Origin of the sequence: Nostoc sp. (genome assembly GCF_036917465.1) — a bacterium.
Lineage (GTDB): Bacteria > Cyanobacteriota > Cyanobacteriia > Cyanobacteriales > Nostocaceae > Nostoc.
Window position 1 is genome coordinate 185,827 of sequence record NZ_JBALDL010000086.1, and the last position, 25,583, is coordinate 211,409.

The 25,583-nt window shown below is 39.9% G+C and carries 18 protein-coding genes; 10 read left to right on the plus strand and 8 right to left on the minus strand.

Annotated elements, in window-relative coordinates:
* The first annotated feature begins 80 nt into the window (after nt 1-80).
* Nucleotides 81-2,180 (plus strand): hydantoinase/oxoprolinase family protein, encoded by a 2,100-nt coding sequence (locus V7K38_RS21930; RefSeq protein WP_334860581.1) that lies wholly within the window; start codon nt 81-83, stop codon nt 2,178-2,180.
* Nucleotides 2,181-2,497: 317 nt separating this feature from the next.
* Nucleotides 2,498-4,075, plus strand: coding sequence for a hydantoinase B/oxoprolinase family protein (locus V7K38_RS21935; protein ID WP_334860583.1), 1,578 nt, complete (start codon nt 2,498-2,500; stop codon nt 4,073-4,075).
* A gap of 157 nt (nt 4,076-4,232) precedes the next feature.
* On the opposite strand, the gene V7K38_RS21940 is transcribed toward V7K38_RS21935, so the two are convergent.
* Nucleotides 4,233-4,448, minus strand: coding sequence for a hypothetical protein (locus V7K38_RS21940; protein WP_334860585.1), 216 nt, complete (start codon nt 4,446-4,448; stop codon nt 4,233-4,235).
* 216 nt (nt 4,449-4,664) lie between these two features.
* On the opposite strand from V7K38_RS21940, the gene V7K38_RS21945 reads away from it, so the two are divergent.
* From V7K38_RS21945 to V7K38_RS21955, 3 genes are all read left to right on the plus strand, one after another.
* On the plus strand, nt 4,665-6,182 hold the full coding sequence (locus V7K38_RS21945) for an aminotransferase-like domain-containing protein (protein ID WP_334860587.1): 1,518 nt from the start codon (nt 4,665-4,667) through the stop codon (nt 6,180-6,182).
* A gap of 269 nt (nt 6,183-6,451) precedes the next feature.
* Nucleotides 6,452-7,699 carry a TIR domain-containing protein gene (locus V7K38_RS21950; RefSeq protein ID WP_334860589.1) on the plus strand — a complete coding sequence of 416 codons (1,248 nt, stop codon included), beginning with the start codon at nt 6,452-6,454 and terminating at the stop codon, nt 7,697-7,699.
* 118 nt (nt 7,700-7,817) lie between these two features.
* Nucleotides 7,818-11,444, plus strand: a complete 3,627-nt coding sequence (locus tag V7K38_RS21955) for an nSTAND1 domain-containing NTPase (RefSeq protein ID WP_334860591.1) — start codon at nt 7,818-7,820, stop codon at nt 11,442-11,444.
* Nucleotides 11,445-11,678: 234 nt separating this feature from the next.
* Here the strand turns inward: V7K38_RS21955 and V7K38_RS21960 are convergent, their stop codons facing one another.
* The 5 genes from V7K38_RS21960 to V7K38_RS21980 form a co-directional block, all read right to left on the minus strand.
* Complete coding sequence (locus V7K38_RS21960) at nt 11,679-11,957, minus strand: hypothetical protein (protein WP_334860593.1); 279 nt, start codon at nt 11,955-11,957, stop codon at nt 11,679-11,681.
* Between the two features lie 597 nt (nt 11,958-12,554).
* On the minus strand, nt 12,555-14,795 hold the full coding sequence (locus V7K38_RS21965; protein ID WP_334860595.1) for a glycoside hydrolase family 10 protein: 2,241 nt from the start codon (nt 14,793-14,795) through the stop codon (nt 12,555-12,557).
* 334 nt (nt 14,796-15,129) lie between these two features.
* Complete coding sequence (locus tag V7K38_RS21970; protein ID WP_334860597.1) at nt 15,130-15,396, minus strand: Precorrin-3B methylase; 267 nt, start codon at nt 15,394-15,396, stop codon at nt 15,130-15,132.
* A gap of 253 nt (nt 15,397-15,649) precedes the next feature.
* Nucleotides 15,650-16,729: a homoserine O-acetyltransferase MetX gene (metX, locus tag V7K38_RS21975; RefSeq protein WP_334860599.1), complete on the minus strand. Its 1,080-nt coding sequence runs from the start codon at nt 16,727-16,729 to the stop codon at nt 15,650-15,652.
* Nucleotides 16,730-17,159: 430 nt separating this feature from the next.
* Nucleotides 17,160-18,449 carry an O-acetylhomoserine aminocarboxypropyltransferase/cysteine synthase family protein gene (locus V7K38_RS21980; RefSeq protein WP_334860601.1) on the minus strand — a complete coding sequence of 430 codons (1,290 nt, stop codon included), beginning with the start codon at nt 18,447-18,449 and terminating at the stop codon, nt 17,160-17,162.
* 527 nt (nt 18,450-18,976) lie between these two features.
* Here V7K38_RS21980 and V7K38_RS21985 point away from each other — a divergent pair.
* Nucleotides 18,977-19,369, plus strand: a complete 393-nt coding sequence (locus tag V7K38_RS21985) for a hypothetical protein (protein ID WP_334860603.1) — start codon at nt 18,977-18,979, stop codon at nt 19,367-19,369.
* A 223-nt stretch (nt 19,370-19,592) separates the two neighbouring features.
* Nucleotides 19,593-20,540 (plus strand): tetratricopeptide repeat protein, encoded by a 948-nt coding sequence (locus V7K38_RS21990; protein WP_334860605.1) that lies wholly within the window; start codon nt 19,593-19,595, stop codon nt 20,538-20,540.
* Nucleotides 20,541-20,658: 118 nt separating this feature from the next.
* Here the strand turns inward: V7K38_RS21990 and V7K38_RS21995 are convergent, their stop codons facing one another.
* The gene (locus tag V7K38_RS21995) at nt 20,659-21,276 is read right to left on the minus strand and encodes a DUF411 domain-containing protein (RefSeq protein WP_334860607.1); all 618 of its coding nucleotides are present in this window, start codon (nt 21,274-21,276) and stop codon (nt 20,659-20,661) included.
* Between the two features lie 109 nt (nt 21,277-21,385).
* Here V7K38_RS21995 and V7K38_RS22000 point away from each other — a divergent pair, with 109 nt between their 5' ends.
* The 3 genes from V7K38_RS22000 (at nt 21,386) to V7K38_RS22010 (ending at nt 23,747) form a co-directional block, all read left to right on the plus strand.
* On the plus strand, nt 21,386-21,658 hold the full coding sequence (locus V7K38_RS22000) for a hypothetical protein (RefSeq protein WP_334860609.1): 273 nt from the start codon (nt 21,386-21,388) through the stop codon (nt 21,656-21,658).
* 76 nt (nt 21,659-21,734) lie between these two features.
* Entirely contained in the window at nt 21,735-22,676 is a 942-nt protein-coding gene (locus tag V7K38_RS22005; RefSeq protein ID WP_334860678.1) for a DNA polymerase III subunit delta', read from the plus strand.
* A 444-nt stretch (nt 22,677-23,120) separates the two neighbouring features.
* A complete protein-coding gene (locus V7K38_RS22010; protein ID WP_334860611.1) occupies nt 23,121-23,747 on the plus strand; it encodes a hypothetical protein in 627 nt (208 codons plus the stop codon).
* A gap of 237 nt (nt 23,748-23,984) precedes the next feature.
* Here the strand turns inward: V7K38_RS22010 and V7K38_RS22015 are convergent, their stop codons facing one another.
* Entirely contained in the window at nt 23,985-24,959 is a 975-nt protein-coding gene (locus V7K38_RS22015) for a bestrophin family protein (protein ID WP_334860613.1), read from the minus strand.
* Between the last annotated feature and the right edge of the window lie 624 nt (nt 24,960-25,583).

A 25,583-nucleotide genomic window follows, 5' to 3' on the forward strand; every position in this document is an offset into this window, starting at 1 on the left:
GAAAAATATTCCACACCTGAAGGATAAATACTCTCGATACCATTGTTATCCTACCTGTATAGCGTTGAAGAAACAGAATCATGTTAAAAGTTTTTGCCGATCGCGGTGGTACATTCACAGATATTGTTGCCGTTACTGATAATCAGGCAATTATAGATAGACTATCAAAATATACTGAACGTTTTTTAATTGTGACTCTACCTCAAAGGCAATGGATTATAGTCTACAAACTACTTTCAGAAAATCCCGAACAATATCAAGATGCAGCCATTCAAGGTATACGGGATATTATAGATATTTCCAGCAATCAACCCATTCCTACTGAAGCGATAGAAGTAGTAAAAATGGGGACAACAGTAGCAACAAATGCACTGTTAGAAAGGAAAGGCGATCGCGTCGTTCTTCTCATCACCAAAGGGTTTAAAGATGCGCTGCGAATTGGCTATCAAAATCGTCCTAACATCTTTGCTCGTCATATAGTTTTACCAACCATGCTTTATGAACAGGTAGTTGAGATTGACGAACGTTATGATGCTCATGGCAATGAATTAATACCTGTAAATATTCAACAAGCCAGGAATGACTTAGAAGAAGTGTACAACACAGGAATTCGGAGTTGTGCTATTGTTTTTATGCACAGCGATCGCTACCCAAATCACGAACAACAAATAGCCAAAATCGCGCAAAAAATTGGCTTTCAACAAATATCTGTATCTCATCAAGTTAGTCCGTTAATGAAATTAGTTAGCCGAGGAGATACAACAGTAGTCGATGCTTATTTAACACCTATTCTCCGTCGCTATGTCAACCAGATAGCGAGTCAGTTACCTGGAGTAAAATTAATGTTTATGAAATCTGACGGGGGTTTAGTTGCAGCCGAACAATTTCAAGGCAAAGATAGTATTTTAAGTGGCCCGGCTGGTGGTATTGTCGGCGCAGTTCAAACTAGTAAAAGAGCAGGTTTTGACTCAGTTATTACCTTTGATATGGGAGGGACAAGTACAGATGTTGCTCACTTTAAAGAAGAGTATGAACGACAACTAGATTCAGAAATTGCTGGGGCGCGGATGCGAGTTCCCGTATTAGCAATTAATACCATTGCAGCTGGAGGCGGTTCAATTCTCTTTTTTGATGGTTCTAGTTATCGTGTCGGCCCTCAATCTGCTGGTTCAAATCCTGGGCCTGCTTGTTATCGCCGTGGCGGGCCATTAGCGGTTACTGATGCCAATGTGATGTTAGGTAAAATTCACCCGCAATATTTTCCATCGGTTTTTGGAATTGATGGCAATTTACCTTTAGATAAAGATACAGTCATTCAGCAATTTACCCAATTAGCCCAAGATATTCAAGCCGTGACATTCAATGATTGTACTCCCGAACAGGTAGCGGCTGGATTTATTGCGATCGCAGTGGAAAATATGGCAAACGCAATTAAAAAAATCAGTCTGCAACGGGGTTATGATGTCAGCCAATATGTGCTTTGTTGTTTTGGCGGCGCAGGCGGACAAGTTGCTTGTTTAATTGCCAATACCTTGGGAATGAAAAAGATATTCCTTCACCCTTATGCTGGTGTTCTTTCCGCTTATGGAATGGGATTAGCTGATGTCCGGGCAATTAGAGAAGGAGGAGTAGAACAGCCTTTAACCCAAGCATTAATCCCTAAATTACACCAGTTAATGGAATATTTAGAGACTCAAGCTAAAGCTGAAATAAATGAAGATAATATCACACCAGAAATAGTCCAAAAAGTCAACTTAAAATATGAAGGAACTAACTCTACTTTAACCATTAGCTTTGTCGATGATGTGCTACTGATGCGACAAAAATTTGAGGTTGAACATCAATATCGTTATGGTTTCATACAATTAGAGAAAACTTTAATTGTGGAATCAGTCTCAGTAGAGGTAATTCAGAAAATGGAGACTCCAGAAGAACCTTTAATTATTCGTACTCGCCCTTTAAATGAAGCTCCTGCATCTGTTGAGATAGTAAGGATGTTTACTGCTGATAGATGGTATAATACGCCTGTTTATCGACGAGAATATTTAGAGCCAGAAGATATTATTAATGGCCCTGCGATCGTTGTTGAAAAAATTAGCACAATTGTAGTTGAACCTAACTGGAACGCTAGATTAACTGAACGTAATCATCTAATTTTACAGCGTCTATCAACAGGCTAGAGATAAAATCTCTCTAAAAGTATTAACGCTAAAAAGCAGAATTGGCATAGATGTTAAAAATGGGCGAGGTATCCACCCTTAACCGCTAAAATTTGACCAGTGATATATATGATGCAGATGGAGAAGCAAAGAAAACGACAGCACCAGCAATTTCTTTTGGAGCTCCCCAACGGCCAAGGGAGGTTCGTTTTTGTAACCAAAGTTTCCGGTAGGGGCAATTCATGAATTGCCCCTACCGCGTGTAGTTTTGCGTAAGTCCTAAAATATTCAACCCTTCTGCTTTCTAATATTTATCAAAGTTAAACAAATAAGAAAAAATGTACATAATATCTCAACCCGATCCCATCTGCTTAGAAATCTTCAAAAATCTCTATCAATTTATCGCCGAACAAATGGGAATTGTGTTACAAAACACAGCAACATCTGTAAATATCAAAGAGAGACTAGATTTCTCCTGTGCTATTTTTGACTCATCGGGATTATTAGTCGCTAATGCTCCTCATATTCCTGTACATTTAGGTTCGATGAGTGAAAGTGTTCGCAGTTTAATTAACGATAAAGGCGACACCCTAAAACCAGGAAATGTCTATCTCTCTAATAACCCCTATAACGGCGGAACTCACCTTCCTGATGTCACTGCAATTACTCCTGTATTTTTGGAAATTAGGGAAAATAATCCATCCCCAATGCCAAATGCCCAATGCCCCATGCCCCTCTTTTTTGTCGCTTCTCGCGGACACCAAGCAGATATCGGTGGAATTACCCCCGGTTCAATGCCTCCCCACAGTACCACACTAGAAGAAGAAGGAATTCTTTTTGATAATTTTATCTTGGTTGAAGAGGGAAATTTCCAAGAAACCACAGTTAGACAGCATCTTTCAAATCATACTTATCCTGCCCGTAACCCTGATCAAAATATCGCTGATTTTAAGGCACAAATTGCCGCAAATGAACGGGGAGTACAAGAACTTATTAAAATGGTTTCCAAATATAGTGTTGAGACTGTTCAAGCTTACATGAACTTTGTGCAAGCCAATGCTGAGGAGTCAGTGAGAAAAGCTATCAATCTTCTCAAAGATGGCTCATTTCTTTATGAAATGGATAATGGGGCAATAATTAAAGTTAAAGTGACTATTCATCCAGAAAGTCGTAGTGCTACCATTGATTTTACTGGCACTTCTGGACAACTAAATAGTAATTTAAATGCTCCTAAAGCTGTAACTCAAGCCGCAGTTTTATATGTCTTTCGGACTTTGGTTGATGATAATATTCCTCTGAATGCCGGGTGTCTTAACCCTCTAGAAATTATCATACCGAGTGGCTGTATGCTGAATCCAACTTATCCAGCAGCAGTAGTGGCGGGTAATGTAGAAACTTCTCAAACCATTGTCGATGCTTTATATGGCGCTTTAGGTGTCATGGCTGCTTCTCAAGGAACGATGAATAATTTTACTTTTGGGAATGAGCAATATCAATATTATGAAACCATTTGCGGCGGCTCTGGGGCAGGAATTGATTTTGATGGAACTGATGGTGTTCATTCTCACATGACTAACTCCCGCTTGACCGATCCAGAAGTCTTAGAAACCCGTTATCCTGTACTTTTAGAAAGCTTTAGTCTTCGTCCTGATAGCGGTGGTAAAGGAAAATATTCCGGTGGTAATGGAGTTGTCCGCCGCATCCGTTTTTTAGAACAGATGACAGCTAATATTCTCTCTGGACATCGGGTTATCCCTCCTTTTGGATTAAATGGTGGGGAAGCCGGAATTGTCGGACGCAACTGGATACAACGTCAGAATGGAATTGAAGAGAATTTAGACAGCACAGCAACAGTACATATGAAGACTGGGGATGTTTTTGTGATAGAAACTCCTGGAGGAGGCGGATATGGATAATTTGTAATTCGTAATTATAGGACTTACGTAAAATATCTCTCAAACTCTCATTTCTCCGTGTCCTCTGCGCCTCTGCGGTTCGTTATTCCATAACTAATGCGTAAGTCCTAAATTACTATTACATAAGGGTTTTAGACGTTTATAAAAGGTAGATTTTTTATCTGTAGTAACATTTGTCAATCCAAATTCGCATTTCTTCTTCCGAGCCAAAACAAGCAGAGCGCCCTGTCATTGGATCGTAGGCGTGCCAAGAATAAATGTTACCACGCCGATCTGATTCCTGCCACACTTGGAGGTCAGAACCACTAGCCATCCAGATGATAAAATGTTGCCAATATTTTCGTAAACTTAACAAGAAATTAAATTTATTCATAGTGAAAGCACCTGATAAACAGTGAACCATTACTTTTACTTTCACGTAATAATTTTCAACTGAGAAGGTACAGTTTTGGCAGATTTTATCTACTACAGTTAAGCAGCATTCCAACTGGTATAGTAAAAAATCTCGCAACTGTACTAGGTAAAGTTGGTAAAAATAGTTTATATTGCCAGTATTGATGATTATTTAGTCATTGACGAGTGCACCAAAATGAACATTTTATTAGAACGGCAGTCACCAAAACCGATTTATTTACAAATCCGCGATCGCATCAGTTGTCTGATTAAATCTGGCGCACTCAAAAGTGGCGATCGCCTCCCTTCTATCCGCTCTCTGGCAGAAAGTTTGCAAGTTAATAAACTTACGGTTATTGAAGCATATAACCTTTTAGAAGCAAATGGGATTGTTTCTGCTCGTCAAGGTTCAGGATATTTTGTCAGCAGCATTTTTCTCAAGAGTGCCAACTTAGAATCTAAATTTGCTCCAGCCCAAAATGTCATAATTACAAAACCAGGAAAGTGTTCTTTTTATGATATGTATACTCCACTGGTGCAGGCACAAACACAGCCAGGAATGATTAATTTTGGCTACGGTTATCCTCGTCCACCAAAAGATATTAATCTCATTGCTCGACGAGCGCTCAGACAAGATGATGCTGATATTTTCTTTCCTCATGAGATGCCTCAAGGACAACTAACTCTGTGCAGACAAATTGCTCAGATGCTAGTACATCAAGGATTAGAGGTTTTTCCAGAAGATTTAATTATTACTAATGGCTCTCAGCAAGGGTTGTCATTAGCGATGAATTATTATGTCCAACCTGGTGATTGGGTGATTGTGGAAGCACCCACTTATTATGGTGCAATTTCTATTTTAGAAAACTTAGGAGCTAAGATTATTGGTATTCCCATGACTACGGAGGGAATGAATTTAGATTTATTAGAGCAATATCTCCACAGCCACCGTCCGAAATTAATTTATACGATTAGTACTTTTCACAACCCTACTGGATTGACGACGACACAAAATCATCGTCAACAATTACTAGCATTAGCTGAAAAATATGAGTGTCCCATTTTGGAAGATAATGCTTATGAAGGCATAAATTTTGATGTAGTGCCAGCACCAATTAAGGCTTTAGATAAAAATGATTTGGTTACTTATTTAAGCACCTTTTCTAAAACTTTAATGCCTGGGTTAAGAGTTGGCTATATGGTTGTTACAGGAAAGCATTATCAGGCAATTATTGAGCGGAAGTTGCTCCACGACTTGCATACATCCAGTATTTCGCAAACAATAGTTAGTGAATATCTCGCCTCAGGGCATTACCGCCGTCACCTCAGCCGACTTCGCACTGATAATCTGCAAAGTCGTAATATAACGCTGCAAGCTTTGGAGCGTTATTTTCCTGAAGAAATCCGGTGGACAGTTCCCACGGGTGGATTATTTCTCTGGGTACAGTTACCAGATGATTTTCCGATTGAGACAATTCGTAAGGAAGCCTTTGCACAAAATGTTTACTTGGCCTGCGGTTCGGCGTTTTTCCCCGATAAGCAAGGTTATCCAGCGATGCGTTTAACTTTCTGTCTCTCGGCAGAGGAGATTGAGCAAGGTATTTCAATTGTAGGTAAGTTGCTGAAAAAGTACATTTCCAGAGGATGCGTAGATACAGAGCGGCTTGTCGTTAAACATCGTATATCTAATTATCAACCGCTTGTTCACAGTTAGCAAATTAGTACTTTTGGACTAATTTGCTTCGCGCTACACATCTTGTAATCATAAATCACCGCTCTACATTTGTTTTTGTACTTCACAAGTGCCAGGCTAAGAAACACCTCTTGTACCGTTTTCAATACAAAAGCGCAATTTTATTTTTCTGTTACAAACGTCAATATCATGATTGCAGATTGTAAAGTAAGCTTTGAAAGCCTTTTGTAGGTGGTAAAAGTTAGATACAGTTTGAACTAAACCTGATTGAAGGAATTGCTAATTGTCTTATGGTTTCAATGGAGAATGCTTATGGTTTAGTCGTTGGCATTGCCAACTATCAGAAAATTAATAAACTTCCTGAGATTGTCCTGAAGGATGCACAGGACATTTATAATCTGTTGATTAGTCCACAATGCTCTGGCTATCAACCTGAAAAAGTGCAGTTACTATTAGACACTCAGGCAACCCAGGTAGCTTTACGTCAGGCATTAGCGTTTATAGCCCAACATAGTCAGCAAAACTCTACCGTCTTTATTTATATTTCGAGTCATGGTGGACAAGTGGAGTTTGGTCTCCATGCTGGTCAGTACCTGTTACCTGTGGATACAGACTGTACATCTGAGGCATCATTAGCGCAAACGGCAATTTCTGGTACTGAATTTACGGAGGCGTTACGTGCTATCCCTGCCCAAAAAATTGTAGTCATCTTTGATTGTTGTCATTCTGGCGGTATTGGTCAACCGAAGGATGCCAATGCACCTACAGTAAAAACTGGTTTACCAGAAAGCTATTATGATGTTCTCAAACAAGGCCGAGGTAGAGTCATCCTAGCTTCTTCACGTAGTACTGAACAATCTTACGTACTACCTAATGCTGCTAATAGTCTCTTCACTCAACACTTACTAGATGGGTTCCGAGGGGGAGCTATTGGTTCTGGTGGTGTGATCCGTATCCTTGATATTTTTAGTTACTTACAACCCAAAGTAACTAGTGATTGGGCAAATCAACATCCCATCTTGAAGGCTGAAATTGAAGAGAATTTTCCTGTTGCCCTTTACTTGGGAGGCAAAGCACCAAAACTTCTGCCGCCAATATCAGTTACTGATACTTACGAATACGATGTATTTATCAGTTATCGTGCTAAAGAAGGAGATAAAACTTGGGTTCGCAAGACACTGTTACCCTACTTGGAATCACAAGGGATAAGGGTCTGTGTTGATTTTCGTTTTCCATTGGGTGTTCCCTTAATCACCAGTATCGAACGTGCTATTCAAAAGAGTAAGTATACAGTTATAGTTCTTTCGCCTGGGTATATAGAAAGCGGCTACTCTGAGTTTGAAAACTTGCTGGCTCAACATCTTGGGCTAGAAGAAAGCAAGTACCGTTTAATTCCAATTATGCGTGAAGAATGTACACCAAGATTGGGTTTACGTATTCTCTTTTTATTAGATATGACTGATGATGATGAGTTTGAAACTAATATGGAGCGACTAGTCTACCAACTACAGCAGCTACCCTCAAATAGAAATGGCTGATTTTGATTTTTCGGTTCGCTGGTTAGGTGTAACGACATGCAACATCAGCAAATTAAAACTTGTGTTTTGCTTGAATACTCAATATGATTTTTAAGAGTGTTTTTATAAAAACAGATATATGACGCAAGCACAAAAATGGGATCTGTTTATTTCCTATGCTGATGCTGACCATGCATGGGTAGAAGGTTATTTACTAGATGCCTTGAGCGAAGCTGGCGTTAACTATTATACAGAAGCAGCATTTGTTTTAGGTGCAATAAGATTACAAGAATTTGAGCGTGCTATACGGCAAAGCAATCGGACATTGCTTGTTATTTCATCAGCTTATCTAGCAAACAGTTTCAACCTGTTCTCTGATGTGCTTGCTCAGAGTTACGGTTTGGACAACTCAACCTGGCCAGTTATTCCCCTAATATTACAACCTGTTGTAGAATTACCAGCTCGTCTAAAAATGCTGGTAAAACTTAACGCTACCAATTCTGAAGAACAGGAAGAGGCAATCCACCGTCTTTGTGCAGATATCAAGCAATCACAACCTACTCCCGCCTCCAAGCCACCTTGTCCTTATCCGGGAATGATGTCTTTCAGTGAACAGATGAGCGATCGCTTTTTTGGTCGAGATCAGGACGTAGACGAACTAAAAGCGCGCCTACGTCTAAATCCTTTTATTGCTGTGATTGGCCCTTCTGGAAGTGGAAAGTCCTCGTTAGTGTTAGCAGGATTAATCCCTCATCTACGCCACAGCACACTGTTCGGTGCTGGTGAATGGTTAATCCATATAATACGTCCTGGAGAGACCCCCCTGGCTAATCTTAAAAATAAACTGGGAAGTGATTTAATCAATCCGTCACAGGTAGTAACACAAGCGCTCCAAACCCAGCCCAATGCTCAACGACTGTTATTAGTCATAGACCAGTTTGAAGAAGTATTTACCATTGCTGAAACAGAGGCAGTACCTTTTGCAGAAACATTGCTACGTCTAATAAACGTTCCCAACAGCTACCTAATTTTGACAGTAAGAGCCGATTTTTATCCAGAATTGATGAATTCACCGCTTTGGCAAAAAATTAAATCACATCGATTGGAGGTACTTCCTTTAGAGCCAAACAATTTACGCCAAGCCATACTCAGACCTGCTGAAGATGTAGATGTATTTATAGAACCGGCTCTAATAGAGCGCTTAATTACAGATGCCGCCAGAGAACCAGGAGTTTTACCTTTAATTCAAGAGACATTAGTACTATTGTGGGAACGAGTAGAGCGGCGATTTTTGCCTTTAAGAGCTTATGAAGCTTTAGTGCTTCCCCGTAAAGCCTATGGCGGCATAGCAGAGAATCCACGCACAGGATTGCAAATAGCGATATCTCGTCGTGCAGATGCTGCGATCGCAAACTTGAACGAAGAACAACAAGTAATTGCTCGGCGGATTTTCCTCCGTTTGGTGCAGTTTGGCGAAGGACGGGCTGATACTCGTCGTCAGCAGTCGGTAAATGAACTACGTGCAGCTAGTGATGAACCACGCCTGTTTGATCAAACATTGAGCCATCTGGCAGATCGTCGCCTGCTAACTCTTAGCGGACTGGAAGACACTAGCATAAAAGTTGATATTGCCCACGAAGCTCTGATTATTGGCTGGCCGTCCTTGCAGAAATGGCTAGTTGAGCGACGAGAGGCAGAACAAACTCGTAGGCGTTTAGAGAGTAAAACTCAGGAATGGTTACGACTAGGTGCGGGCAACAGTGGACTGTTAGATGAAGTAGAACTAGCAGAAGCACAACGTTGGCTTAATAGTGATGATGCGACTGATTTAGGATACAGTGAGTTGCCTAAATTAGTACAAGCTAGTGACCAAGCAATTCAAGAAGTCAAGCAACGAGAAGAAGCAGCCAGACAAAGAGAATTGGATTTGATCCGGGAAAACCTAGAACAAGAAAAAAAGGCATCAGAGCAAGAAAGAAAAGCACTTAAAGCTTCTCAGTTAACAAATAGAATTGCTATTATTTCAATTTTTGCATTGACTGGATTGACAATATATGCAATTCACCAACAGCGTGTTGCTCAAAAGAATGCAACAGAAGCAGAGCGACAGAGTGTATACGCTCTATCAAAAACCTCTGAAGCTTTCTCTGTTTTTGAATATAAACGGCTTGAGACTTTGGTTGCTGCTGTACAGGCTGGTAGCCAGTTTAAGAAGGCGCACTTAGAAGCAGACTCTATTTTAAAACTCCTTGTAGCTGGGACGTTACAGCAAGCAATTTATGGAATGCAAGAAAGCAACCGTTTGTCAGGACATAACGGTGATGTCCAGAGCGTCAGTTTCAGCCCTGATGGCCAAATAATTGCCTCTGCTAGTAGTGAGGACAAAACTATTAAACTTTGGAATTTAAAAGGAGAGAACCTAAAAACTCTTAAGGGTCATAGTGATGCTGTTAATAGCATTAGCTTTAGCCCGGATGGTAAAACTATTGTTTCTGCTAGTAGTGACAAAACTATTAAACTTTGGAATTTAAAAGGAGAGAACCTGAAAACTCTCAATGGTCATAGTGATGCTGTTAATAGCGTTAGCTTTAGCCCCGATGGCCAGACCATTGTTTCTGCTAGTAGTGACAAAACTATTAAACTTTGGAATTTAAAAGGGGAGAACCTAAAAACTCTTAACGGTCATAGTGATGCTGTTAATAGCGTTAGCTTTAGCCCTAATGGTCAAACTATTGCCTCTGCTAGTAGTGACAAAACTATTAAACTTTGGAATTTAAAAGGGGAGAACCTAAAAACTCTTAATGGTCATAGTGATGCTGTTAATAGCGTTAGTTTTAGCCGCGATGGTCAAACTATCGCCTCTGCTAGTAGTGACAAAACTATTAAACTTTGGAATTTAAAAGGGGAGAACCTAAAAACTCTCGAAGGAAAGAGTTTTAACGCCGATAATAATATTATCTATAGCGTCACATTTAGCCCCGATGGTAAAACTATTGCCTCTGCTAGCTGGGGAATTATCCAACTCTGGGATTTAAACGGTCAGAACCTTGAAACCCTAAACGCACATAATGATAGGGTTCTGGGTCTTAGTTTTAGCCCTGATAATAAAACCCTTGCCTCTGCAAGTGGAGATAACACTATCAAACTGTGGAATCTAAATGGTAAGAAACTTCAAAGGTTCGCTGGGCATAAGGATGAGGTCAATAGTGTTAGCTTTAGCCCTGATGGTAAAACTATTGCTTCTGCTAGTAGTGACAAAACTATTAAACTTTGGAATTTAAAAGGGGAAAACCTAAAAACTTTCAACGGTCATAGCGATAGGGTTAATAGTGTTAGCTTTAGTCCTGATGGTAAAACCCTCGCTTCTGCTAGTAGTGACGCAAGCATTATATTGTGGAGTTTAGATGGGCAAATACTGAAAACTCTTTTTGGTCATCGTGCTGAAGTCTATAACGTCAATTTCAGTCTTAATGGTAATACGCTTGCTTCTGCTAGTGAAGACAACACAATCATACTTTGGAGTAAGGATGGTCAGGAACTAAAAACTCTCAAAGGACATGGCTATAAATCCAAAGTTGGTGCAGTTATTAGTATTAGCTTTAGTCCCGATGGCATGAATCTTGCATCTGCAAGTGCCGATCAAAACCTTATATTATGGAATTTAAATTTAGATAATTTGTTGAATGATGGCTGCGATTGGCTACGCGATTATCTAAGTACTAATGTTAATAACAAAGACAAGCATGACCTCTGCAATAAAGTTTAAACACATTTCATTTAGACGTTGCTGAATTATTATGGGATAATTTTGCTCAAATTGGAAGTAATTTTCAATGGTTTTAACCACCAAATGACATTCTTGATTTTTTGACTTTTGCAAGATGGCTATTGAACTTACCATAAGAAGGGAAGTTAGGGCTGCTGTAAGCAGCCCTAACTTCACACTCTATGATAATGCTTATCATTACGATGCAGTAGGTACTTTATTTATTGAAAGTCCCTAGCTGCATCCACCATAATACGGACATGATGGTGGACGAGGACTAGGACGACGAGCATAAACATCAGACAGATGAGTACCAAGAAGCTGACTAGTTAGTTCTTGGTTAAGCGGTTGAGTAATTTCTAGGTTATTGGAATGTAAACGTATAGTTATAGATTCAGCATTCCTGTTTTCAACGGATGAAGCATACGAAGCCGCAATTTCACCATATAGTATGGCAGAGGTAATTAAAGAGGTAACTACCAATAGGCTATACTTGGGATTTTTTGCTTTCATGGGTTATTTGTACCTGACTAATGTTTTAGTATCAAGCCAAAATCAAGCATTTTGAGTTTTATTAAATTCAGTAGACCGAAAAATTTGGACAGTTGAAGCAATCAAAAGCATTTTAGACAATACTTTCTCATCTAACGCAAGCGTTAGCTACTTCATGACACAGAGCTTATCCACCACACCCGTTACTCAAAAGGCAGATTTTAAGGGAATTACAAAGGTTTATATTCCCTGGCTCAAATAAGATCCTGGTAAGGATTAGAGAGAAATTTTCGGCCTATTGAAATTGATAGAAGTAGTATGACAGTAGTATTGTCGCATAAGTGAAGGTTTTTTGATAGTAGTTTGAGGGTACTAAGCTGTACACCATTTAAATTAGGACTTACACAAAACTCACGCAGTAGGGACAATACCCTGCGGGAAGCCGCTTTGGGTCTACATAAATTGACCCTATCTGGAAATAAGGGTTTCGGCTATTGTTTGCGTAAGTCCTATACATGTGACTGATAGAGAGAATCTGGCATTGTCATTTGGGAAGGTGCTAAGAGTCTACCTGTAGCATTAGCAACACAGGCGGATTTTAAAACATCCTCTTAAGTTTTACCGCCGACTGCGAAAACCTTGTCTTCCATTAACTTGGTCAAAAAGGATATCGTATTTATCAAAAAATGCAATTCCAGTATTTACAAATATAGGTAGTTCTGACTGTGGTGAGATACTCAGATTCCAGCGATTAAATCCGTCACGGGTTCCTGGTTTCAGACTGTAATCAAAAATGCCATTAATTCCTACTTTCACAGCATTTGCTGAACCTAATACTCCTGGTTTAAGTTTTCCTGCTGTAGAAGCTGACTTGAATTCAGTCAAACCATTAATAGTTCCAGTATCAGTAATCATTGTGACATTACAAGCATTTTTAGCAGAACTCCCAGCAATAGTTAAACAAACTTTGCCTAGCCGAGAGTCCCATCTTTTACCGAGTACACCATTAATTTCAGGTTGTTGATTCCAAGGAGCCATTTTGAAACCTGCTTGATTTTCAGCAGTTAAACCGAGAATTAGGCTGCCATTGTTATTACTACCACCATTTCCAATCACAATAAATCCGTTACTCAAATTGCCTGGTAATTTTCTTAACGGGTTATAGAGAAGTGATTTTTCAAAATAGTTGACACCAATAATACCAGCAAATGGCACACCGTTATTTGCCGAACATTTAGGTTTTTGGGCAGTACATTGGCGACTAGTAACAATTTGTACTGGAAGGGGTTCTGTGGTGGGAAGCAAACCAAATCGGACATTAGTATAAACTAATTCTCCCTCCATGATAGTACCATCACTTAATACTTCCTTGATATTCTGTCCCGTTCTTTGGATGGGAGCATTACCTAAAAACTCTTTGGGAACCCTTATGCCTGCCGAACCTGTATCTAATAGAATACGTTTTGGCTGACCACCTGCGATCGCTACTTCCAAAAAATAGCCGCGAATACGTTGACCGAGGGAAGGTTTTGTGTATAAAGGTAGAGAGATAGTATCAAAAGTTGGCTGGCGGGGTATATTTTGAGAGATATCGCGCAACGCTGAGTTTGGGAAAAGAGCCGCAAATGCTGACTGGCGTTGCTCTGCTGGTTCAGGTGCGATATCCCAAAGGCTTTCGTAGTAGAAAAAGCCAATACCTAAACCGCGTTGTTGTGCTGCTTGCACCTGGGGTTGGATTTGTGATAAAGAAATTGGGCGATTTCGTAACCCCGCTAAAATACCGATACCAGTTGGGATGATTTTTTGGGTTTCTAAAATTTCTGGGCGGGTAATTTGACTGATAAAACTTTCCAAATCATTACGGTATACCTGCATGACTAACTCATCAACAATACCCAACCGTACCCAGTTAAGCCAGTCTTGCAATTGCACTTTATAGGCGTAGTCAGAATCAACAGGAGAAACTGAGAAGATAGCGTTCGGTTTTCTAGCTTTCACGGTTTGGTACAGGTCTACCATGAATGCAGTGATTTTATCTGCCCGCCATTTTTTCCAGGCTTGGGCTTGGGGATTAGGTGGGGGAGGATTCCCAGTTTCTTGAGTATATAGATTAATTGTGTACTTATCGTAACCAAAATCTACAGGTAAACTCGTGTGGTCATCAAATTGAACGCCATCAGCATTGTATTGAGTAATGATTTCCATCACGAGGTCGGTGATAAACTTTTGCACTTCGGGGTGAAAGGGATTTAACCACGCTACTTCACCCGCAGCACTAATTGAAGTTTGAGTCCCATCCAGCTTTTGTGTCAGCCAATCTGGATGCTGGGATGCAAGTTCTGAAGTTAGGGGAACCATGAAACCAAATTCAAACCAAGGTATTACTAGTAGTCCTTCTCTGCGGGCTTGGCTGATAATGTCTGCAATCACATCTTGTCCATCTGTTCCCTTGAAGAAGAAGGGAATACCCATTTTTTGCATGATGACACTGGGATATTGTGTGTAACCATCGTTCCAGACTACGGGATAAACAGTATTAAAGTTTAACTGCCGTAGTTGGCTCATGGCTGCAAGCACCTGTGAGCGATTTCTAAAAACGCTAAAATCGTTACCACTCAGCCACACTCCCCGAATTTCCTGACGAGGTTGAGGAGGTAGTTGGGCAACAGCAGGGGTAAAGGTGTTGAGTTGCAATACCAGAACGAATGATATTAAACATAATAATGGCAGCAGACGCTTCTTCAAAAGCCACCAACCTTGATGAATTGCCGCTTCTGTATTAGAGAGTACAGATTTAAATAGCAAGTTAGTTATATATGTATTAATTTCTCTGCTTTTTTCCCAAAACTGACTTGTCATTACTTCTGCTTACTAAATAAGGTTAATTGGTTAGATTTCATTTCATATAAACAAACGTTAAATCGCTATACCAGTAAGACTTACGCAAAACTACACGCGGTAGGGGCAATTCATGAATTGCCCCTACCGGAAACTCAAGGTTTGGGCTATTTTTTGCGTAAGTCCTGACTAGGAAAACTGATAGAGTAATTTACCTGCAAGTATAGACGACGCAGTTGTACGGTTAGTAGTGCCAAAAGGTTTAGTACTTTGGGCGATGTTTGGTATGGGTGGGTTAGCTGTGATTTATAGCCTGCGTGCGCTATTACCTATACGCTGATCTTTTGGTGGGTAACTATTTTGATTTTCGTGGTGACTTTGGCGGCGTTCGGTGTGCGCCAAAGTATTTTTCACTGCGGTAACGCAACCACACCCGCAACACTTGCGGAATCCGATCTTTTTGTTCTTTGGTTAGGGTGTTATAAAGAGTTAAGGCGCGATCGCGTTCACCCCGACAAGCTGCATTATTGTGAGCATCCCAATAGTTACGCGCTACTCGAATCCGCCGACAGACTTCTTTAATCAGGGCTTCTCCGGTAAGTGGAGTATCTTGGTTAGCCATACTCAAATCTAATAAATTTCTAATGCCATCCTATCGGAAAATCAAGGTTTGGGCTATTTTTGCGTATTAAGAATGTTGGGATGAGGGGGCTAGCACTGCAATCGTAAAACTGTTCCGAGAAATATAATTGTCATAATCAATCCCTGTGGTTAGGGATTAATTATAGCGATCGCTCATACGGAACTGCGATCGCTTCTCTAATAACCCAAGTTGCGTAATTCGGCACTCCAAGCTTTTTTCTCAATCTGTCGAGTTAAGAAGTTGAAAAATCTAAGCTTTGCCGAAAAGAGATTAGTATTTCATTCAATGCAGCCATGTCAATTAAAAATGCATCATGCCCGTGGGTTGACTTTAGCCACGCCAGTTGAGCATTAGGGATTAAATTTGCTAATTCTTGTTGTTCTACTGGCGGATAAAGGATATCAGAATCAATGGCCACAACTAGAGTGGGTTGCTGGATGCTTCGCAGAACAGATTCATAATCTGATAAATTAGGAACTGTGCGATCGCGCCCAACATCGTAGCGATCCATTGCGTGAGTGAGAGTGATGTAAGTGTTGGCATCAAATCGTTCTATCAGCTTTTGACCCTGATGCTGTAAATAACTCGCTATAGCAAACTGCTCAGATGCATCATACTGCCGCCCAAAGCGCATTGTAAAACTATCCCAAGAACGGTAAGTACTCATCGCCATCATCCGCGCTACTGCTAATCCTTGATTTGGGGGCGTATCCAGGGTATAGTTGCCTCCTTGCCAATTTGGATCTGCATAAATTGCTTGTCTTTGGGCTTCACTTAATCCAATACACCAAGCGGAATGTCTGCCAGAAACAGCGATGGGTGCAATACTTTCCACCTTGTCTGGATATAATAATGCCCACTCTAGTACTTGCATTCCACCGAGTGAACCGCCAATTACGAACCGCAGCGATTGAATACCCAGATATGCTAGTAGTGCAGCTTGCAGGTGAACCATATCTCGGATTGTAATGCTAGGGAAAGAGACACCATAGGAGTTTCCCGTTGTTGGGTTGATAGTAGTTGGCCCAGTTGTACCGTAACAACTTCCCAAAATGTTGCTGCACACAATAAAATTGCGATCGGGATTGAAGGCTTTCCCTGAACCAAACAAAGGCTCCCACCAATCATCAGCATCAGCCGAACCAGTTAAGGCATGACAAATTAGTACCCCATTATCGCCTTGAGCATTTAACTCTCCCCAAGTACGATAAGCAACCTGAACCCCAGTTAATGTTTCGCCACCTTCAAGTTGAAATGGTTCTGTAAGCTGGTAAAACTGAGTTTGCGGTGAGATGAAAGTTGAGTAGATCATATATAGGAATTGGGAATTGGGAATGGGGAGTTAGGGATTTCCAGAAAATAAATTATCCAAATAAACGAACCACAGAGACGCAGAAAACACAGAGTGAAGAGGAATAGAGAGATTTTGCGATCGACTTTGAGATATTTTTATTTGGAAGTCCCTTAGAGGTTGAATGAACAAGTATTTTGCTGTGATTTTAGCCACTCTTAGATCCCCCCTAACCCCCCTTTTTAAGGGGGGAATCGGAATCAAAGTCCCCCTTTTTAAGGGGAGCCACTGCGTTGGGCGGCTCTGCCGACTTGAAGCACGTGGCGTGGATTTAGGGGGATCTAAAACTTTTGATACCGACAAGAGGACTTTTCAAACATCCTCTTAGAAGTTAGGAGTTAAAAGTTAGCGAACAGAGGGAGATAATGCCCAATTCCCAATTCCCAATTTATTAAAATGCCTGCTCAAAATCTTCTTTGATATCGTCGATATGTTCAATTCCCACTGATACCCTCACCAAATCGGGTGTCACGCCTGCGGAAAGCTGTTCGTCATCACTTAGCTGTTGATGGGTTGTGGAAGCGGGATGAATCACGAGGGTTTTAGCATCACCAACGTTTGCTAAATGACTCGCCAATTTTACACGATTAATAAAGGCTTTACCTGCCTCCAATCCACCTTTGATGCCAAAGTTTAAAACTCCCCCAAACCCATGTCGGAGATACTTTTTCGCTCGTTCATGATATGGATGATTGGGAAGTCCGGGATAATTAACCCATAATACTTGCTCTTGCTGCTCTAACCACCGGGCCAATTCTAGGGCATTACTTACATGACGATCTACACGCAAAGAAAGAGTCTCTAATCCTTGCAGTAAAAGAAAGGCGTTAAATGGACTCAACGACGGGCCAAAATCCCTTAACCCTTCGACTCTGGCGCGGATAATAAAAGCAATGTTGCCAAAGGAACTACTAGGGCCAAACACTTCTTGGAAATTCAACCCATGATAACCGGGTGCTGGCTCAGTAAATAGGGGAAATTTGCCGTTACCCCAGTCAAATTTACCCGAATCGACTATTACGCCACCAATGGAAGTACCATGTCCACCAATCCATTTAGTTGCAGATTCCACTACAATGTCTGCACCATGTTCAATTGGTCGAGCTAGATACCCACCAGCACCGAAGGTATTATCCACAATTAAAGGTATGCCGTTTTCATGGGCAATTTCAGCTAAAGCGGCAAAGTCGGGAATGTTGAATTGAGGATTGCCAATAGTTTCAACGTACAGTGCTTTGGTGCGATCGTCGATCGCCTGACGGAAACTTTCTGGATCGTCCCCCTCAACAAATTTGACCTTAATACCTAAACGTGGTAAGGATACTTTAAACTGGTTATATGTTCCCCCATACAGAAAACTAGTAGAAACGATATTATCTCCAGCCTGAGCGATCGTACTGATTGTCAAGAATTGCGCCGCCTGACCACTAGCTGTTGCTAATGCTGCTACACCCCCTTCAAGTGCAGCAATCCGCTTTTCAAATACATCCGTCGTCGGGTTCATGATTCGGGTGTAAATGTTACCAAATTCCTGGAGAGCAAATAACCGCGCTCCGTGTTCGGTGTCGTCAAAAACGTAGGAAGTTGTTTGGTAAATTGGTACAGCACGAGCATTAGTTCCAGGAGCCGGCTCTTGTCCAGCATGAACTTGCAGGGTTTCAAAACGATATTGTTTAGACATCAGGAGTTATTTGAGTTTCCAATTATATAAAGGAAGTAATATAAGCTGTTCTGCATTTAATTTGCACGCTCGACGCGGGCAGGATGCCCGCACTACAATAATTTGAATTAAATCACAATGTGCAAATTACAAGATTATCAGCTTACTATTTGAGCGTTGTATTAGATTAATCAACGGTGATTTGTCAGACTTGCAGTATTTTACAGTTATTTAGCGATCGCCTGTTTGAAGAATCGTAGGAAGTTTTCGCTAATCTGGGACAATAATTACTGCGATGCTTAGGAAACTCAAGACGCAAGTTGAAAAATTGCATAAATGTTCAACTGCCTCCGTTAAGTATTTGGAAACTTCAACCACTTTGTTCTGTATCTGAACTTAATGGGCTTTCTTTTGCTCAATTAGCTCACCCTTTTGGGTGAGTCATATATCAACCGATCAGATGAACTGACTGAAGGAAGCTGAGATTAACAATAAAGAGGATTCTATTACTAAAGAAGACCGCTTGCATTTTACCTAAGAATAAACTTATGAAACTCGTTACTTTAATAAATTCTGCACTTATTTTTGCTTCTATTACTTTTGTACCCGGAATCGCTAGCGCTCAAACAGCTACTAGCAATAGTAATGAAACAATCGCTATTAACTCTAACAATTTACCTAGTAACTCTACTTCTGCAAATAACTTTCAGCCCTTCAATCTAGTTACTTTTGCTTATCAGGGAGGTCTAAAGCAGCACGGGATTCCTAGTGGAGAAACACTAGTATCTGAAACTCAGAACAAAAAGATTATTGCAGAAGATTTGGTGAAGGCTGCTGTTAATGCAGATAAATTACCATCAGAAGTTTTAAACGACCAAAATTACCTAAGTAGTGTTAATTTACAACTCAACGCATTGCCTGATTATGCTGCTGCTGATTGATTGGTTTTTCTTATATTTTTTCTAAAGCTAAATTTGTGAGTATACTATACTCGTGTGCTTCTTACCAATATAAATAAAAGCCTTTATATACAGCGATCGCTGTATAAAACAAAGTTAGATATTCACAGAACTTGTACCTATAAGTTCTGTCATTGTATGCTGAAGGCACAGAAAATCGTATAATCAACAACTTATCAAGTAAAAATTTCGTTTTCTATAGAGAATGACAGAAGTAATTAGAACAGGGAGCCTAAATAACATCGAGTCCATTGAGTTTGAAAAGCAGTGCTTGCACCAAGCCAGAGAAATAGGCGATCGCAATAGTGAAGTCATTTGTTTAGCAAGTTTGGGCAATGCTTATCAGTCCATTGGGGAGTACCACTTGGCAATTGAGTTTTATCAGCAGTGGTTGGATATAGCGAAAGAAATAGGCGATCACTTCGCCCAAGCCAAGTCTTTGTCTGGATTGGGCAACGCTTATCAATCACTGGGTAAATACCAGCGAGCGATTGAATTTTATCACCAGTGGTTGAGTATCACCAGGAAAATAGGCGATCGCACAGGGGAAGGCATTTGTCTAGGAAGTTTGGGCAATACTTATGAATACCTGGGCAAGTACGAGCAAGCCATTGAGTTTTATCACCAGTGGTTGACTATTAGCAAAAACACAGGCGATCACACTGGAGAAGGCATTTGTCTAGGAAGTTTGGGTAATACTTATGAATCATTGGGGCAGTATCAACTGGCAATTGAGTTTTACCATCAATGGTTAGAACTGACAAAATTGAACTGCGATCGCAATGGGCAAGGCATGGCGCTAAGTGCTTTGGGCAGTGCTTATAAAACATTGGGAGAGTACCAAAGAGCAGTTGAGTTTCATCAGTATTCATTAGATATTAGAAGGAATCTTGATGACCAAAATGCCGAAGCAAACACCTGGTTTAATTTAGGTTTGGTGTTAGAAAAAATCAATCGAGAATCAGAAGCAATGGATGCCTTTTGCAATGCTCGTGGCATCTATCACACAATGGGAATTGATGCAAGTTTGCAAGATTGTAACCATGCAATTGAGCTTCTTTCTCAAAATGTTTCAACCATAGAATCTCGCGTCTGGTTTGGGAGATGGTTCAGTCATTTGTCGCAGTTAATCAAAACTGATTCTCACCAATAATATTTTCTACCACTGATTCAGCTAATATGAGGATATTTTAAAAGCTTTTGACTATTTTAAATCCTAAACATAGATTAAAATCCACTTTTAAAATATCCTCTGAATCGGTGAGATTATATCAAGAGGATGGGTATTTATTAAATACCGCAACTGAGTTGTTGTCATCAAAAGCAAACACAGTAAACGGGTCTTTTTGATTTCCTATCTCCATCCCAGGAGTGCCTACAGGCATTTGAGGGACAGATAAACCAGCAATATTTAGCTTTTCTTGCAGCAAGCGTTTGATGTCATTTGCTGGGACATGTCCTTCGATGACATATCCATTAACAATTGCCGTATGGCAAGATGACAAATTATCCGGCACATTGTACTTTTGTTTAACCCTTTCAATATCAGGTGTGGAAAAGTCTGTAATTTGAAAACCTTGTGTTTTTAAGTGGTCAATCCACCCGCCACAACAGTTACAAGCGGGGCTATGATATACAGTGGCATTTAGTGTTGTTGCTTTTGATAGTGTTTGTTTACCTTGGATACGTTTAGTAGTATTTATCAGTTTAGTATTAGCTGCAACAGAAGCAGGAAAAACAGCTTGAGCATTACTTGTATGAGCAGTGCTTCCCAAGATGCCCAACGTCCCTACTGTTAAACAAATTATTACCACTGCACGCAAAGCAGCACGTACCAAGATGGGAGGTAAGGATTGTTGCCAGCAATAAATAAATTGTTTGTGTGACATCTCAGACTTCCTAATTACAATATTGCATAATTTTGTTGTAACAAATTCCCTTCAAAAAAACTCTGCATACTTTGCGCCCCTCTGCGAAAACAGTACGCCTTGTTAAACAATGGCATTACGTCGCCTGACAATGGCATTACGTCGCCTGACAATAGCATTGCATCGCCTTACAATGGCATCGCATCGCTTTACAATGGCATCGCATCGCCCTACAATGGCATTGCATCGCCTGACAATGGCATTGCATCGTCTTACAATGGCATTGCATCGCCTTACAATGGCATCGCATCCCTCTGTATTTAATAAAAGCTGGGAACCTTATCCTGTAGAAGTCATTGCAAGAGTGCTAGTATGTCAAATATTGGCATTTTGTCGGTTCTAAATTGTTGTTTTAGAAGACAACTCTACTACATCAGCCCTCTGTTTTCATATTCTTGTTTTGGCGAAGGTACTGAACTATTAACCCATTTGCACCACTTCTAGGACAACAGCAAGCAATAGAATTACTCACTCAGGCTGTCAGACAAAAGCGAGTTGCTCCAGCCTATCTATTTGTGGGGCCAGATGGTGTAGGAAGAAGTTTAGCAGCCAAGTGCTTTGTGGAATTGCTATTTTCTAATGAGATGGGAGTCACTGCGGCTTTACAAAACCGTTTGCGTCAGGGGAACCATCCAGCTTTGTTGTGGGTGCAACCGACGTACCAATACCAAGGACAACGATTAACAGCAGTAGAAGCGACTGAAAAAGGACTTAAGCGTAAAGCACCACCTGTAATTCGGCTAGAGCAAATTCGAGAAATTACCGAGTTTCTGAGTCGGCCACCCTTAGAAGCGCCGAGAAATGTGGTAGTGCTAGAAGAAGCTCAAACAATGGCAGAAGCCGCAGCCAATGCTTTACTTAAAACTTTAGAAGAACCGGGACAGGCGACGTTAATTTTAATTGCACCTACACCTGAGTCGGTTTTGCCAACCTTGGTGTCACGTTGTCAACGCATTCCTTTTTATCGTTTAAATGCAGAGTCTTTGGGTGTTGTTCTCACACAAACAAATCATCAAGAAATTTTACAAAATCACGCAGTATTGAATATAGCAGCTGGCAGTGCAGGAAGTGCGATCGCATCTTACGAGCAATTACAAGCTATTCCCCCTGAGTTACTCGAAGATTTGAAAAAAGCTCCTGCTTCCTACCGCAAAGCCTTAGAGTTAGCCAAAAAAATTGATAAAGATTTAGATACAGAAGCCCAATTATGGTTAGTTGATTATCTTCAGCAATTTTACTGGCAGCTTTGGCATCAACCCAGTATTATTAACCAGCTAGAACAATCTCGCAAATACTTACTTGCTTACGCTCAACCCAGGCTCGTTTGGGAATGTCTGCTTTTATCTATATGTCAGAAATAGAATATTATTTGCTAACTGCAAGTCCCTTAGAGGATGTTTGAAAAGTCCTCTTGTCGGTATCAAAGGTTTTAGATCCCCCTAAATCCCCCTTAAAAAGGGGGACTTTAACTCCGGTTCCCCCCTTTTTAAGGGGGGTTAGGGGGGATCTAAAAGTGCCTAAAATCGCAGTGAAATACTTGTTTATTCAACCTCTTACACAAAAACCTCAAACCTTTTAGCAATATTAAATAATATTACTTAAGTATCTATGATTAGTTAGTACTAGTGTATTATTGAATTAAGCTACGCAAAACGTCTCGTAGAAAATGCGGCGAGTCAAAAGACATTACCCAAAGACACTGCAATTTGCTCAATTTTAAAAGCTTCACAGCAAACAAAAGTCTTGTGGGAAATAACCAATAAAAACTGTCCGATTATTATCTTTGAAGATTGTACCCCTGACTTATGATGAACTTATTGCAGACAATTCCAGTTCTTTGTTTAGGGGCTATTTTGGCTGTGCTTTCCCCTAAAGCTTGTGCTGCTTTCAATGTTCAAAAGGTAGCTAGTCTTACCAAAGCACAAGCATCAAGCGATTTACCAGTAGTCAAATCAGCAGGATTGTCCCCCGACATGGACGTACCTTGGTCGAAAGCCGTGAGAATTGTTGACCCTTTTGAAGGGGAGTTTCTTGGGGTTTTTGACCGCAACTCTTTAGGTGGTTATTTGTACCGTGAGGGTTCAACGCAAGTTCTTAGTTTGTGGACTCCTTCAAGCATTCGAGTCCTCGTAACATTAAATTCGGGTCAAGCAATGTCTTCTTTCTATACCGCAGGTCGAGTATATCCCAGACCTGACTTTATTAGGTTTGTCACTACCAAGAAAGTCGATAAACTTTTGCTCAAGGTTGGGGAAAAAGTTTTTAAATTAGACGGTTCAACCGGCGCATTTCCTGTTAGTCAAGAATTAGCCACTGCTTTAAAAAATGCTCCAGATAAGAACTTAAACATCAGACTAATTTTGGAAGGAGGCCAAACTGTTGATAGCGAAATTGGCAAAGAGACAGTGAAAGCTTGGCGCAGCATTTATTAAATGGTATCTCCAGGGAGCTTTGCCTACGCATTTTTGACCCAACTACTAAGTAGGTAGGCGTAATTAAATATAAGATAAAACCTCACCCTCAATCCCTCTCCGATACTTTGGAGAGGGAAGCCGGAGGCAGGGTGAGGTTTTATATTTAATTTGACCTACTTACTTATCTATTCTTAAAAAAGAAGGAAGTTTTTACCCTCTCATCAGGGATTTATCTAGTAAAACTTGTTTATAGATTTAGCAAGAACGAACATTATTAGAAGCAAGCCTGATTAGTTCTTCAACATTGTTTGAGATTGTATTGCAAATCGCATTTAAAGGTAAGTCATTGGGATCAAACCCAAAAGGTTCTTCGATTTCTGAGCCAATTTGCTCAATACTTAATAAGGTAAAACTTACAAAAGCCATTATTAAACCAGTCCACCAATTCAAAAAGCTCACAATTTCCAAAGGTAATATTAGACAAAAAATTAATAACAGTTGTCTAAGTTTAATAGTATATATCAAAGGCAGTGGCGTTTTTAAAATGCGTTCACAACCACCTAAAATATCTACTAAATCATCTACGCAATTATGCAGAGTAGTTAGTTGATAGACGTTTAGATATTTCTGGTCATGCTGATACTGCAAGTAATCTCCTATCCAGTAAGCAATTTGTAGTGAAGGATGATTAGTATCTTGAAGTTGTAAGTATTGTTTTTTAGACATTAAGGATGCTAAATGAGTGTCTAAAGGTGCCGATCTTAGATGTAACTTCATTGCAAAAGCAAAAGCAGTTACTAACCTAAGTATTGCCTCTTTTTCTACTCTATCTTGCGGTGTTTTCTCTTTAATTATTATCCAAATTCCACGAGTTAAGTTACGAGATGTATTAACTAAAGCTCCCCACAGTTGCCGACCTTCCCAAAATCTATCATGGGCTGTATTCGTCCGAAAAACTAATAGTAATGTAAAGCCAATATTAAAACTTAAAACAGCATTAGTAATAATACTTGAATTTGAAAATGCTATTGGCAATCCTAAATAATAGAAAAATGATATTAGAATACCATACGCGGTACAAAAAAGTACCCAAGGAAGAATGACAGAAATAATTGACCTTTCAAGCCGAAGAGTTACTTGAAGCCAGTTCAACTTTTCGCCCTTGTAAAGGTGATACTTTTCTATTAAAGAGTTTTTGGAATTATTTTTAAAATAGTGAAGTCGTTTCATATTGGTAAGGTTTTAGGATTACATCAATTAGCAAACTAACTTTTTAGCTAAGGAATAAGAATTAAATAATATACATTTTATGTCCCTCGCTTACCTCACACTCAATTCCTCTCCTTATAAAGGAGAGGGAAGCTAGAGTAGAGATAGGATGAAGTTTTGCATTTTATTTAATCCACGTTCCTAAAGTTATCTTGCTTAAGCAAGATAGGTAGAAGATGTAGGTTTGGAGATAGCGACCGTCATGCAACTATAATCAACATAAATTTTAGTTCTAACATTTAAATTTATTTCTGTTAACCTTCTTTAGGTAGGGAAATTCAGAAATTTTCTCAAACTATTGACTATAAGCTTAGTTTTTTCATTTTTTTGGTTAAAATTCCCTAATTTTAAAATTTATTTCCAGTAAATACGTAAATACTCACTTTTTATCATTGACAAACCACAAAACAAGGAAATATTCTAAGACTTGTTATGTCTAAAGTTTTCCAAAAATAGAGTGCTGACGATTCAGTTGTGAATTTATGCTTTATTTGTCTTGAGCTTGAGAGCGCAGAAATTCAATCAATAATTAAGTTTAATCGTGCTAGAAATACCACCAGAAATTGAGAAGCAAATTAAAAAATA

Coding starts and splice junctions, on each gene's coding strand:
- V7K38_RS21930 (WP_334860581.1), top strand. CDS start 81: ATGTTAAAAGTTTTTGCCGATCGCGGTGGTACATTCACAGATATTGTT.
- V7K38_RS21935 (WP_334860583.1), top strand. CDS start 2,498: ATGTACATAATATCTCAACCCGATCCCATCTGCTTAGAAATCTTCAAA.
- V7K38_RS21940 (WP_334860585.1), bottom strand. CDS start 4,448: ATGAATAAATTTAATTTCTTGTTAAGTTTACGAAAATATTGGCAACAT.
- V7K38_RS21945 (WP_334860587.1), top strand. CDS start 4,665: ATGAACATTTTATTAGAACGGCAGTCACCAAAACCGATTTATTTACAA.
- V7K38_RS21950 (WP_334860589.1), top strand. CDS start 6,452: ATGGTTTCAATGGAGAATGCTTATGGTTTAGTCGTTGGCATTGCCAAC.
- V7K38_RS21955 (WP_334860591.1), top strand. CDS start 7,818: ATGACGCAAGCACAAAAATGGGATCTGTTTATTTCCTATGCTGATGCT.
- V7K38_RS21960 (WP_334860593.1), bottom strand. CDS start 11,957: ATGAAAGCAAAAAATCCCAAGTATAGCCTATTGGTAGTTACCTCTTTA.
- V7K38_RS21965 (WP_334860595.1), bottom strand. CDS start 14,795: ATGACAAGTCAGTTTTGGGAAAAAAGCAGAGAAATTAATACATATATA.
- V7K38_RS21970 (WP_334860597.1), bottom strand. CDS start 15,396: ATGGCTAACCAAGATACTCCACTTACCGGAGAAGCCCTGATTAAAGAA.
- metX (WP_334860599.1), bottom strand. CDS start 16,729: ATGATCTACTCAACTTTCATCTCACCGCAAACTCAGTTTTACCAGCTT.
- V7K38_RS21980 (WP_334860601.1), bottom strand. CDS start 18,449: ATGTCTAAACAATATCGTTTTGAAACCCTGCAAGTTCATGCTGGACAA.
- V7K38_RS21985 (WP_334860603.1), top strand. CDS start 18,977: ATGAAACTCGTTACTTTAATAAATTCTGCACTTATTTTTGCTTCTATT.
- V7K38_RS21990 (WP_334860605.1), top strand. CDS start 19,593: ATGACAGAAGTAATTAGAACAGGGAGCCTAAATAACATCGAGTCCATT.
- V7K38_RS21995 (WP_334860607.1), bottom strand. CDS start 21,276: ATGTCACACAAACAATTTATTTATTGCTGGCAACAATCCTTACCTCCC.
- V7K38_RS22000 (WP_334860609.1), top strand. CDS start 21,386: ATGGCATTACGTCGCCTGACAATGGCATTACGTCGCCTGACAATAGCA.
- V7K38_RS22010 (WP_334860611.1), top strand. CDS start 23,121: ATGATGAACTTATTGCAGACAATTCCAGTTCTTTGTTTAGGGGCTATT.
- V7K38_RS22015 (WP_334860613.1), bottom strand. CDS start 24,959: ATGAAACGACTTCACTATTTTAAAAATAATTCCAAAAACTCTTTAATA.